The organism is Microbulbifer sp. Q7 (genome assembly GCF_001639145.1).
Classification (GTDB): domain Bacteria; phylum Pseudomonadota; class Gammaproteobacteria; order Pseudomonadales; family Cellvibrionaceae; genus Microbulbifer.
Genome location: NZ_LROY01000002.1, coordinates 1681387 through 1694498, shown reverse-complemented (window position 1 = coordinate 1694498; position 13112 = coordinate 1681387). Strand labels below are relative to the sequence as shown.

Sequence of the window (13112 nt, the reverse complement as noted above, 5' to 3'; positions counted from 1 at the left end):
AGTCAAATATTCCGCATTGCCAGTATTTCAGGTTTTTCGCGCTGCAGGTTCACCAGTAATTCCCCAAACAACGTGTTGGCCCAGGCAAACCAGGCGCGGTTGAAGTCTTTTGGATCGTCCTTGTGAAATGCTTCATGCATAAACCCGGTATCTGCATGGGTGTTTTTCAGCATGCGCAGGCAGTGGATGATTTCTTTTTCGTCGCTGGCGGTCATGGCGCGCAGGATGATCCCCATGGGCCAGATCTTCTCCTTGCCGGTGTGCGGGCTGCCCTGGCCCTCGGCGGCGGTACCGCGGAGGAAATAGGGGTTGCTGTCTGAGAGCAGGAAGCGGCGGGTGTTCTGGTAGATGGGGTCGTCGGCAAAGGCCGGGTCCAGGTAGGCCAGGGACATCAGCGACGGCACGTTGGCGTCGTCCATAAACAGTTTGTTGCCAAAGCCGTCCACTTCATACGCATAGATCTTGCCGAATCCCTGATGCTCCGCGACGCAGTGAGCCTGAATGGCCTGATCCAGCTCGTTGGCGAAGTCTAGGCAGGTTGCTGCCGCTTCGGGTTGTTCCAATACATCCGCATAAACGCTCGCCAGTTGTCGCAGTGACAGCATGGCGAAGATGTTGGAGGGCACCAGGAACGGGAATACGGTGGCGTCGTCGGAGGGGCGGAAGGCGGAGGCGATAAGACCTACCGGATTGACCGGGCGGCCGGTGCCTTCGAATACCGGGGCGTCGATCATGCGCCCGGATACCCGTACGAACCGATAGGGGCTTTCTCCCTGCTTGCGCTGCTCGGTGCGGAATACCTTGAGCACTTCCTGCATCGCTTGCTGCCAGTGCTCGTCGAAGATGCTGGTATCGCCGGTTGCACGGTAGTAGCCGTCGGACAGGCGAATCACATAGCACAGGGAGTCGATCTCCCATTTACGCTCGTGTACGCCGTCGATGGGCGTCGGTTCATCGCTGGCCCACTGGGATTCTTTACTGAGGTCCTTGTAAAAGGCGTTGGCGTAGGGGTCCCGCAGGATACATTTCACCTGCCGATTCACCAGGCCGCCGATCAGGTTGCGAATCTTTTCATCTTCGTTAATCAGGCTCATGTAGGGCCAGACCTGGGCGGTGCTGTCACGCAGCCACATAGCGTCGATGTCGCCGGTTATGATGAAGGTGTCTGGTTTGCCATCGATCCATTCGAAATCGACGGTGGTGTCGAGGGTATTCGGGTAGCAGTTTTCAAACAGCCAGCGAAGCTCTGGATTCTTGATGGCGTTGCTGACCCGCTCGATACTGTTCTCGACAGCACTGCTGGTAAACGTGCGTTGGGAAACCGGCGGGCGGTTCGAAACCAGCCCTCCACGGTCAGCCCCTGGTGCCAGTGGAGTGTTACCGGGTACTGTGTTTGCGCGGGCAATCGGCGCCAGGGCGAGCCCCAGCAGGCCCGCACCTTGCTTGAGAAGCATGCGTCTTGGGTGAACGATTTTTTGCTGCATAACGGTTACTCGCTTCTTCTTGTTACTACTGTGTGTTCTGGTGGGATAGGGCACAACGCCAGAGGCGGCGCCGGCCGCGCTGGCAGGGCACCCACTGCCGGAATATCCGCAAGATGGCTATGACCATCATTGCCGCTGCTGCCAACGGTGAAAAGCTGCCGCCGCTGCTGCCGGAGCTACCAGCGGAAGTGTTGATCGGCGTGGATCCTGAGCCCGAGCCAGACTCGCTGCCACTTGAGCTGCTACTCGAGCTACTGCTGGAGCTACTACTGGAGCTACTACTGGAGCTACTACTCGAGCTGCCATCATCGTCAGAGGGATCGCATAGCTGTTGCAGAACGACGTTGTCGATCCACAGATCATTGGCGTCGTCGCCCAGGAAGAAGCCGAGTGACAAGTGCCCCAAATCGGACGCTGGCGCGTACTCAAAGGTAAAGTCCTGGGGCGTGCTATTGAGTTGCGCAATGTCAGCATCTTTCAGGTTTTGCCACGGTGAGCTGGACTGATGAATTTTAATTTCGACACTGCGCGCTGACTCGGATTTGGCGGTAAAGGACAAACTATATTCTTTGCCCGGTTCCAGTTTTCCGAAGCTGCGCTGCAACTGGATATCGTTGGTGGCGTTGGCTTGGCTAATGTTGATATGCAGTGCGTCGCCGGTACCAAAATCTGCCTCCGGGCCAGTACTGGCTGAGGCCTCCGCTCCTGAAGCACTGTTTACATAGAGGCTCCAGCTACCCATGCCACCGGTGAAGTCGCCATCTGGTGTAATGTTGATGGCTTCACACTGCTCGGGAGGGGGGATCAACGCATCGGTAGTAATGTCGCTGGTATTGGATAGGGTGGAGTTGTCCACGGAGTTAAACGCGTAGACGCGGTAGCGGTATTCGGTGTGTGGTTCGAGATCAAAGTCGCGGTAGGCGCTGGCATTGCGACCAACCTGGCCCACCGTCACGAAACTGCCACCCTCGCGGCTGCGCTCGATGCGAAAGCCCTGTTCATTGTCGGCGTTATCGGTCCACTGCAGCTGGATGGTGTCGGCATTCAGGCCGCTGTCGAGATCTGTTGGCGCACTGGGCGCTTCGGTGGCTTTTGGAGGAAGTGGCAAGCTGGGCATGTCTGTACGCCACAGGCCTGCCCCGGGCGTGCTCGAATAGACGCGCATCATGCCGTTGTACTCGACAAAACGTGAAGAGGTCATACCGGAGAAGTGCAGGTCGCCGGTCACGTCTTGCCAGGTTACGGCGTTGTCGGACTGGATGGTGCCCAGGAACACTCCGTAGCCTAATTGCAGGCTGTGGTCGTAATAGCTTACCAGTAGTTTGTCTTGATAAGCCGCCGAGCCACCTTTGCCGGCGAATCGGAAGCGTTCGCCCACTGCATCCCACCATGCCAGGCCGGTCGCTGGGCGGATGCCCATTGCATCGGCTGGGGCGAAAACCCGGGACCAGGTTTGGCCCTCGTCGGTGGACAAAAGTACATGCCAATTGTCGCCATCGGATAGTCCGGAACCTCCACCCTGGGCAAAGTTCATCAGGTATACGGTGCCGTTGTGTGCCCACGCATGCACCTCATGATCCCAGCCGGAGGTGCTTAGCACACGCTCAAAATCCCAGCGGCCGTTGGGCTGCTTTTCACCACGCCATACACCCTGGGCGCCGCCAGTGGAACTGAGGAATACGACATCTTCGTTGGTGGGGTGGGGCGCAATGGTGCGCGCGATCCGCGCACTGCTGTTGCTCAGTCCCTCGTAAATCAATTTAACCGGTAGCTCTTTTCCCTGACGGTGATAGTCCAGCGCGCGGCCAATGTCTTCCACCACATACAGACCGTAGTTGGAGGAGAACATAAACACCTTGGCCGGGTTCACCGGGGAAACGGCAACATCGCGCAACACACCCTTGGGCAGACCGGCTTTTTCAGATGGGCCTCCGGCGAGTTCTACCCACTGGTCACTGGGGTCGAGGTTATTGAGTTTTTTTGCCCACAAACGGCCGTCGTGGGCGGCTCCGCCGTAGCCGGAAGTCGCCTGTGCGACGACGGTCGGTGTCCCCCAAGCATCGGCAATATCCACCGCCTGCACATCGGACAGGCTCAACCCACCGTCTCGGCGGTGCTGCATATTGTTCCAGGATTTTCCGCCGTCCCAACTTTCCATCAGGCCGTTGTCCGCCTGGCCCTGAATGACGTAGTTTTTATACACCGCCACGTCATAAGTATAGGTACTTTCCGTTCCTTTTCCGGAGTAGGTTGGCCAGGTCGCATCCCACCACATCACCGGGCTGTTGTAATTTGGTGTGGAGTATTTATTCAGCCAGTCGTAGCTCGCTGAACTTGTATCGTATTGCGCGAAGAACATGGCCTGGTTGGTGGTAGACCAGATGCCGCGCTCCCAGTTGCCCGTAGCTGGTGTGTAATGGGCGAAACGGGCATTGGGCGGATCGGCGTAGTCCCAGCCGATGTCGTAGCTGCCATCGTAGTCACCCCAGATTTTCAGCCAGGTAAATCCGGTCAGGCTGCCGGTTGCGCTCCAGTCAAACGTACCTTCATACAAACCAAAGCGGTCGTGCACCGCCCCCAGAAGGACTTTATGGCTATCCCCGGTTGAGCGGGGGTCCACTTCCGGATACCAGTAGCGCTTGTTTTCCGCGAGTCCTTCGCTGATGGGCTGCCAGTCAATCGAGTCAGTGCGGGTGGCGTAGAGTAGCCAGTTACCATTCTGGGCATCATCGGTGGAGTAGCTGGCATACAGCACCTTGCCGTCGGGGCTCAGTGCCACACCACGGTTGCGTGGGCGATCTGTCGCCGGGTCGGCAACGCGGGTCCAGTTGAAACCGGCGTCGCTGCTTTTGAATACCCCTTTATTGGATCCCAGGTAAACCACCTGAGGATTGCTGGGGTCGAAATTGACCGTGTAGATATTGCGATCGGTAGTGGTATTACTGTCAAAGGTGATTTCCTGCCAGCTGTCACCTCCGTCTTGCGAAAGAAAAATAGCGCCGCTACCAGTGTTTGATTCCCCAAACGTGTCGATAAAATCATCGTCATCACGCCAGCCCGGTGCCGCGATCACATGGTTGGTGTCATCGGGTTTAAAAGCGATGGCGCCGATGGAGCGGTTTTCCGTTTCCGGCACTAACTGGTAACTGTTGCCTCCGTCACTTGATCGGTGGAGCCCATAAAGAGTTCCGACAAAAACGGAGTTGGCATCGCCCGGTTCCACGGCTACCGCGTAGACGCGGTTGTTCACCAGTTGGCCGGTTATATGCCAGCTCTCGCCGTTGTCTGTGCTTTTGTAAACCCCCTCCATATCCGATGCCAGGTACACGGTATTGGCCTGGTTGGGGTCTGCAACAACGTCCTGAATCTGGCCGCCGGCACCGGGATTGAGTGGTTCCCAGTGTTGCTGGGCATGGGTGGGCTGAAGGCATAGCAGGGCTATGCCACCGATCAGTAGGTTTCTCATGATCACCTGTTTTTATTTTGTCTGCTTTTCTATTCGGATGATGCGCGCAGCAAGTTTCAGCGTGGTTTATAGCAGCTCAACACTGCCCTGATTCCAGGCGGGCTGATCGCCATTGCCGCGTTTCCACTGGCAGGTCACCACGGGCTTCTGGCCGTAAATGCCGTCGACCTGATGGGTGGTCATGCCGTGGTTGCAGCTGACGATACGCACACCGTTGTCCAGCGCACTGGTGTCGAGCTTGTGGCCGGCGTACTCGGCTTTCAGCCAGGCTTTGTGGCTGCTGCCGTTGCGGTAGGAAAGCTGGTCGAGTGTCAGGCTAAGGGCAAAGTTCTCACCGGTAGGCGCGCCGGTGCTGTCCACCGGGGCAACAGTGCCGCGCAGGGTTTTGCCGTCTTCATTGACCCCCTTGAAGTAGGGTGAGGCATCACCACCGGATGCGGTCAGGGCGAGGGTGAAGGGCACGATTTCCGCATTGCCGCCGGGTGCCGATTTCCACTGGCATTGCACACCATTGATTGCGTCAGCGCCGTCAAAACCTTTCAGGCCCGGGCCGTCGATACCGGGGCAGGTGACTTTGCCGCTGGCAAGCTGCGGTGTGATCTGCAGTTTGTAGTCTTCGGGCTTGATGTAGGCCTTGTGGCCGCTACCGGCACCATAGCTGGCCTGGTCGAGGCTCACGGCAACATTGTGCAGTGTGCCGCCCAGGGAAATGCCTTCCGCGAGGAAGGCATGTGAAGAAAAGGTGAGGGAAACAGCAGCCCTTGCGGGCTGCTCTCCTTCGTTGTTGGTGGCAGGCTGCTCGGTGACCTGGGCCTGGCCGCCATCCACCACAATAGTGGTGGAGGTGGTCCAGGTGGTCGCGGAGCCACTGGCGTTGCGGGACTTGACGCGGAAGGTGTAGGTTTCTCCCGCGGTCAGTCCGTCCAGTACCACACTGGTGCCGGTGATGTCGTACTCACCTTTGCGCCAGATGTCGCCTTGCAGTTGTTTCTGCGCGTCGTAAGTGACGGCATCCACTACCGGGTTCCAGCTGAGTCGCACCGAAGTGCTGGACAGCACTTCCACCACCAGGCCGGTGGGTGGCCCGAACACACCACTGGCTTCCGCCTGCGTGGTGGCGGAAGCCAACGACGACCACTCGGACTGCACGCTGCCATTGATGGCGCGCACCTGATACTCGTAGGTGGTTTCTGCTGAGAGACCGGAGTCGGTTGCCGCTGTACCGGCCGGGGTCGCGATGGTTGCCCAGCTGCCACCTGCGGTACGACGTTGCACCTCGTAGCTTTCCCCATTGACCACGGCGTCCCAAACCAGCGCGATCGAACTGGAAGATTGCGCGGAGGCACTCAGGTTTTGTGGTGCTTCCAGCGTGATGGCGTCACTCAGGGTGTACTGTCCGGAGGTGGTCCAGGTGGTTGCCTGGCCCGCTGCGTTGCGGGATTTCACGCGGAAGCTGTAAGTACCTCCTTCGTCCAGACCACTCAACACCACAGAGGTGCCGGCAACGTCGTACTCGGCTTTGCGCCACACGGAATCACCGGCGATCTGGCGCTGCACATCATAGGTTACGGCGTCGGTAACGGTGCTCCAGCTGATGCGTGCAGAGGTCGCGGAGAGCACGTCCACGTTAATGGTTGCGGGCGGGCCCCAGCTACCACTGCCACCACCACTGCTGCTGGAGGTACTGCCGCCGCTGCTGCTCGAGCTGCTGCTGGATGAGCCACCGCCACTGCTGCTTGAACTACTGCTTGAACTACTGCTTGAACTACTGGAGCTACTGCTGGAGCTACTGCTGGAACTGGAACTGGAACTGGAACTGGAACTGGAACTGGAACTGGAACTGGAACTGGAGCTGCTGCTGGAACTGCCGCCGCTGCTGCTGCCGCTTCCGGGTTCATCGCAGTACTGTTGCAGGCTGACCTCGTCGACCCACACATCCGCGTTGTCACCACCGAGGAATATACCCAGATTCAGGTTGCCGAAGTCCACATCCGGCTCGTAGAGCAGGGTAAAGGTTTGCGGACTGGTGGTGAGCTGCAAAACGTCTGCATTTTTGATGTTCCACCACGGGCTGCTGGCCTGGTGGATTTTCACCTCGATGCTGCGCGCAGCGGCCGATTTTGCGGTGAACATCAGCGCGTACTTCTTGCCCGGCTCCAGTTTTCCGAAGCCGCGTTGCAGCTGCACATCGTTGGTGTTGCTGGCCTGACTGATAGCCACGTGCAGGGAATCGCCTTCGCCAAACCCGGATTCCACGCCCGTTGCGCCAGAGGCCACCGCACTGGCACCGGTGTTGACGTACAGGTTCCAGCCGCCCATGCCGCCGCTAAAGTGGCCGTCCGGAGTCAGGTTCACCGGCTCACAGGGTACCGGCGGAATAACCGGTTCACCGGAGGTGGTGGTGCTGCTGTTGGAATAGCCGGACTCGCCCACATCGTTGAACGCATACACCCGGTAGGTGTAATCCGTATAACCGGCGAGGTCGAAGTCGGTATAGGAGGTGGTGTTGGGGCCTACCTGGCCAACGGTCACAAAGCTGCCGCCGCTGGTACTGCGCTCGATACGGAAGCCCTGTTCGTTGTTGGCGGAGTCGCTCCAGTTCAGGTTGATGGTGTTGGTTGGTGCATCGAGACTACCTCCCAGCGAGGACGGTGCAGAGGGGGCGCTGAACGGCTTTGCCGGCAGCGGCAGCGTGGGCATATCGGTGCGCCACAGACCGGCACCGGGCGTCGCGGAATAGATCCGCATCATGCCGTCGGTTTCGATAAAGCGCGACCCGGTCATGCCGGAGAAGTGCATATCGCCGGTGATGTCTTCCCAGGTTACGGAGCCATTGCTCTGGATGGTGCCGAGAAATACGCCGTAGCCAACCTGTAGCGAGTGGTCGTAATAACTCACCAGCATCTTGTCGGCATAGGCCGCGGAGCCGCCTTTACCAGCGAAGCCGAAGCGATCACCGACCGCGTCCCACCACACCAGATTAGAGGTGGGGCGAATGTTCATGGCGTCGGCCGGGGTAAATGCTTTGCTCCAGGTTTCGCCCTCGTCGGTGGAGAGCAGTACCTGCCAGTTGTTGCCGTCGCTGAGGCCGGGGCCACCACCTTTGGCAAAGTTCATCAGGTAGACGGTGCCGTTGTGCTCCCAGGCGTGGACTTCGTGATCCCAGCCGGAAGTCGTGACTTTTTGCTCAAACGCCCAGGTGCCATCGGCCTGTTTCTCGCCGCGCCACACGCCCTGGGTACCACCGGTGGAGCTGAAGAACACGACGTCTTCATTGGTGGGGTGGGGGGCAATGGTGCGGGCGCTGCGCGCGTCGGCGTTGCTCAGGCCTTCATAAATCAGGGTGACCGGAAGCTCTTCACCACGGGCGTGATAGTCCAGCGCGCGGCCAATGTCTTCCACCATATACAGGCCGTAGTTGGAGGAGAACATAAACACCTTGGCCGGGTTCACCGGGGAAACCGCAACATCGCGCAGCACGCCTTTGGGCAGACCGGCTTTTTCAGATGGGCCACCGGCAAGTTCCACCCACTGATCCGTGGGGTCGTGATTGACGAGCTTTTTCGCCCACAAGCGACCGTTCTGCGCGCCGCCGCCGTAACCGGAGGTGGCCTGGGCAACCGCCGTGGGGGTGCCCCACGCATCGGCAATATCGACCGCCTGCACATCGGAAAGGTTGAGTCCTCCGGGGCGACGGTGCTGCATATTGCTCCAGGAGATACCGCCATCCCAGCTCTCTACCAGCCCGTTGTCTGCCTGGCCCTGAATCACATAGTTATCGTGTACGGCCACATCGTAGGTATAAGTACTTTCGGTGCCCTTGCCGGCATAGGTCGGCCAGGCGGTGTCGTACCACCACACCTGAATATTGTTATTCGGGGTGGAGTACTTGTTGTACCAGGTGTAGCTGTTGTCACCCGCATTATGACTGGCATAGAACATGGTCTGGTTGGTGGTGGACCAAACGCCCCGTTCCCAGCCGCCGGTGGCCGGCGTGTAGTGGGCAAAGCGTGCATTGGGCGGGTTGGCATAGTCCCAGCCGATGTCGTAGCTGCCGTCGTAATTGTTCCAGATTTTCTGCCAGTAATACTGATCCAGAGTACCGGAAGCGCCCCAGTTAAAGGTGCCCTCGTATACGCCAAAGCGGTCTTTTACCGCGCCGAGAAGTACCTTGTGGCTGTCACCGGTCGAGCGCGGGTCTACTTCCGGGTACCAGTAACGACGGTTGCCTTCAAGGCCTCCGGTGACCTGCTGCCAGTTGACGCTATCAGTGCGTGTGGCATACAGCAGCCAGTTGCTGTTGTAGCGTACGTCAGCCACATCGGTGGAGTAGCTCGCGTAGAGCACCTTGCCGTCGGGGCTCACTGCCACACCGCGATTGCGTGGGCGATCGCCCGCCGGATCTGGCAGGCGGGTCCAGTTGAAGCCCGCATCGGTACTCTTGAATACACCCTTGTTTGAGCCCAGGTACACAACCTGCGGGTTGCTGGTATCGAAACTGACGGTGTAGATATTGCGGTCCCGCGCCGTGTCACTGCTGAAGGTGATTTCTTGCCAGCTGGCGCCGCCATTTTGTGACAGGAAGATGGTGCCGGGGCCCGTATTGGATTCACCAAATTTGCCGATGAAGTCGTCATCGTCGCGCCAGCCAGGTGCTGCGATGACGTGGTTCGGGTTGTCCGGCTTGAACGACACGGCGCCGATGGAGTGGTTTTCGGTTTCCGGCACCAGCCGGTAGCTGCTGCCAGCGTCGCTGGAGGTGTGCAGACCGTACAGGGTGCCCACGAACACCTCGTTGGAATTACCCGGTTTTACGGTTACCGAAAACACCCGGTTGTTCACCAGGTGGCCAGTGATATGCCAGTGCTCGCCATTGTCGGTGCTTTTATAAACACCTTCCATATCCGAGGCCATATACACCACATTGGCCTGGTTGGGGTCGGCTACTACGTCCTGGACTTGACCGCCCGCACCGGGATTTAACGGCTCCCAGTGCTGTTGGGCGAAACTCGGCTGCAGGCATAGCATGGCTATGCTGCCCAATAGAAGTTTTCTCATGATCGCCTACTTATTGTTTTTGTAAGTGTGCGGGCCGGCGTTCGGCCCCCGAGTGGTCATCCACTTCTGGCACGGCTACCGAAACAGCGGGCAGCAGACAGCATCGGGTGACCGGTACTGCGGCAATCAGTATATTTCAAAAGCAATCACAATCAACTCAACATGAGTCAAAGTCGGGCATGATTGGCGAATATTTGCGCCACACTGCCATTTTTGTGCAGCGGGTCCGCCAAGAGCGGTGAGGTATCGCGGGGAGGGGATTTGAAGGGCTTCAGCCGATTGAGCGGGTGGATCGCGCCCCTTTGGGGGGCGCTTGCTCAGCTCTTTGTCGCCTGGTGGCGGAGTTTGTACACGCGGGGCGTGCAGCCGCTGAATTTCTTGAAGTTGGTGTAAAAAACCGACTCTGACTTGAAACCGGAGTCCAGCGAAATCGCAAACATGGTGCGATTGGCCGATTCTTTTGCCGTAAGCAGGCGCTGCGCCTCAGCGACACGGCGTTCATTAATATACTCGTTAAACCGTTTGCCCAGGTGCTGGTTCAGCACCTTGGATAAGTAATATGAGGGGACCTCCAGTGCTTCGGCCAGGTCTTTTTCTGTGAGCTCCGCGTTTAGGAACATACGCTTGTCGTCCACCAGCCGGTTGAGTCTCTCGATACACGCCCGCGCCTGTTCATCCGGCACAGGCGATCGCGGCGGGGGGGGAGGCGGTTCGTTCCCGGAGGCGGCGGTGGGGGTGTCCCGCTCGGCGGCAGCGGGCGTGGTGGTATGTCGCTCAGCCGGTGGAGACACCGGAGTTACTGCTGGTGGGGATTTCTGCTGCGGCAGCGAGTCAGAGGTGTCTGCTTGCTGGGTATCGCGCTCGAACCAGTCTCTGTTCAGCACTTCCGGGTAGCGGAGAAAGAAAATCTGTGCGCCGGTGATGATGACCAGGTTCGTACCAATAAAAACCATATCCTTGATGGTGCGCACCATGTCCATGATGTCGGTGCCCAGGATGGAGTGAAATCCAAACACAAAAACGTTGAACACACTTTTTAGCAGCAAAGCGCCAATTAAAAATTCCAGCAGTGTGATCAAATGGAATTCGTGGTTGCCTCGTCCACTTTTGCGCTGTCGAATGGAGAAAATACACAGGGTAAGGTAAACGAAATTCGATAACATAATGGCGCACAACACGGCGACATGTTGCGGCTGGTCAATATAGTTTTCGTACTGAAAGGGGCCCGCCCAAAGGACTTCGTACAGGAAAAAATAGGCAAGAAAGAGCGCTGCAGGTACGAAGTGGAGGAGGTCGCGCGCATTAAACTTCTCTACCAATAAATAGCGATAGTACAGATACAATACCGGTCCGTAGCACAGCCCAATGACATCTGAGACAAAGACATACTCCGGATGCGTGAGCCGGAAGTCTGTGAATACCAGCAGGTATTGAAAGGCGGCATTCACTCCCGTGAACAGGAAAAACATCGCCAGAAAGATATTTGCGGTGCAGCGGTTCACCACCAGAATCAACTGGCTCATGATGGCAGACTGGACGCTGGCCCAGAGATAGAGCGGGGTAAAAAGTAGCATTAGGCTCGGATTTATTATTCCGGTGCTGGACAATTTTTATACCTGTTTAACCTGGGTCACTCAGTGAAACGGCGCGTTTATGACTTACGGCCAGCGGCTGGAAGCAAGGGAAAGCGCGATCGCGGATCATGGAGTTTTCCCCATGGCCGGGTGTTTGCATCGGCAATCTTAGTGGATTTGGCTGCCCTGGGCGATGCCCTTGTTGGCCGGGCAAATCGGGCTCAGTGGTTTTCGCTGACGGCTTGCGCGAGCGGGATACCCTGTTTGCTGCGCGCTCCCACAAACACAAAACTTGAACTAAACCAGCAAGATCACGACAATTCGTGCCCAGCTCTACAAAAATAGCCAATGATGACCGCACAAAAGCCCAGCCTTCGGCAACAGGTGCAAGCCCAAAAAATAGCCAACGTGTACCAGCACACGTGGACACTTGCGATAAGCCACCCGATTGCCGGTACTCTGCTGGTTGCGAGCTTCTGGGATGTGGCCTCTTCTCTATTACTGCTGCTGTGGCTGACGCTACTCACGGCCGTTTCTATCGCTCGGGTGCCGCTGTATTTCCGCTATCGACGGCATGAAAACGATATTGCCCAGTGTGAACGCTGGGGTCTCTACTTTGCAGTGATGGCGGCGCTGCAGGGAAGCCTGTACGGCATGGCCTGGGTAGCATTTGTCCCCGCCGGGGATCCATTCTTCCTGTCTGTGGTGTGCCTGTGGGTGATGGGACTGAGTGCCTGTGCAGTGGTGGGATATGCTTCGCACCCGAAAACACTGCTCTCGTTTTTTATGCCGGTGGTGGTGCCTGGCATATTGCTTTTGCTCCTCGACGGTGGCGATCGCGCACGGATCCTGGCCGCGGCATTGTTTCTATACGGCGCGGTGATCTTGCTCGCATCGGCGCCGGTATACCGGTCTATTGTGCGTGCGATTGAATTGAATATTCAGTTGCGAGCGCTGTCGCAGCTGGATGGCCTGACCGGGCTCGCCAATCGGCGCCATTTTGATGAGGCCCTGCAAAAAGAGCTGGACCGGGCTGCTCGCCATGACCAGCCATTGTCTCTCTTGCTGCTGGATATCGATCACTTCAAGGCCTATAACGATCATTATGGGCATGTATCTGGTGATCATTGTCTGCGGTTGGTGAGTGATGCCATTGCCGGGTGTCTCCGGCGTAGTGGGGAGCTGATTGCCCGCTACGGGGGGGAAGAGTTTGCACTGCTGTTGCCGAACACCGATATGGCCGGGCTCAACAATGTGGTGGAGCGGATTCAGCGGGCGATTCGCGAGAGCGCTATTCCCCACGCGGGCCGGGTGGATGGCGGCGAGCTGGTGACGGTCAGCATTGGGGGAACGACTGTGCAAGGGGAGTTTCCAGCCAAGCCGGAGAGCCTGATCGAAAATGCGGATACTGCCCTGTATATGGCAAAAAACCACGGCCGCAACCAGTACCACTTCTATTGCCAGAGATCCGGCCAGCTGGTCGGTGACAAGAGAGCCGAGCTGGTCGCCGGATAGATAACAATCGATAGG

General features: G+C 58.0%; 5 protein-coding genes. 1 reads left to right on the top strand and 4 read right to left on the bottom strand.

The features are described from left to right. Positions 1-2: 2 nt before the first annotated feature. The 4 genes from AU182_RS12760 to AU182_RS12745 all read right to left on the bottom strand — a co-directional run bounded on the left by AU182_RS12760 (position 3) and on the right by AU182_RS12745 (position 11531). Positions 3-1454 carry a glycoside hydrolase family 125 protein gene (locus AU182_RS12760; RefSeq protein WP_227718252.1) on the bottom strand — a complete coding sequence of 484 codons (1452 nt, stop codon included), beginning with the start codon at positions 1452-1454 and terminating at the stop codon, positions 3-5. A gap of 55 nt (positions 1455-1509) precedes the next feature. Continuing rightward, positions 1510-4950 (bottom strand): carbohydrate binding domain-containing protein, encoded by a 3441-nt coding sequence (locus AU182_RS12755; protein WP_193754342.1) that lies wholly within the window; start codon positions 4948-4950, stop codon positions 1510-1512. 66 nt (positions 4951-5016) lie between these two features. Continuing rightward, complete coding sequence (locus AU182_RS12750; protein WP_227718251.1) at positions 5017-10008, bottom strand: fibronectin type III domain-containing protein; 4992 nt, start codon at positions 10006-10008, stop codon at positions 5017-5019. Between the two features lie 317 nt (positions 10009-10325). After that, positions 10326-11531, bottom strand: a complete 1206-nt coding sequence (locus AU182_RS12745) for an AraC family transcriptional regulator (protein ID WP_066968093.1) — start codon at positions 11529-11531, stop codon at positions 10326-10328. A 399-nt stretch (positions 11532-11930) separates the two neighbouring features. Between AU182_RS12745 and AU182_RS12740 the strand changes: the two genes are divergently transcribed. Further along, positions 11931-13097 (top strand): GGDEF domain-containing protein, encoded by a 1167-nt coding sequence (locus AU182_RS12740; protein WP_066965810.1) that lies wholly within the window; start codon positions 11931-11933, stop codon positions 13095-13097. Positions 13098-13112 lie beyond the last annotated feature (15 nt).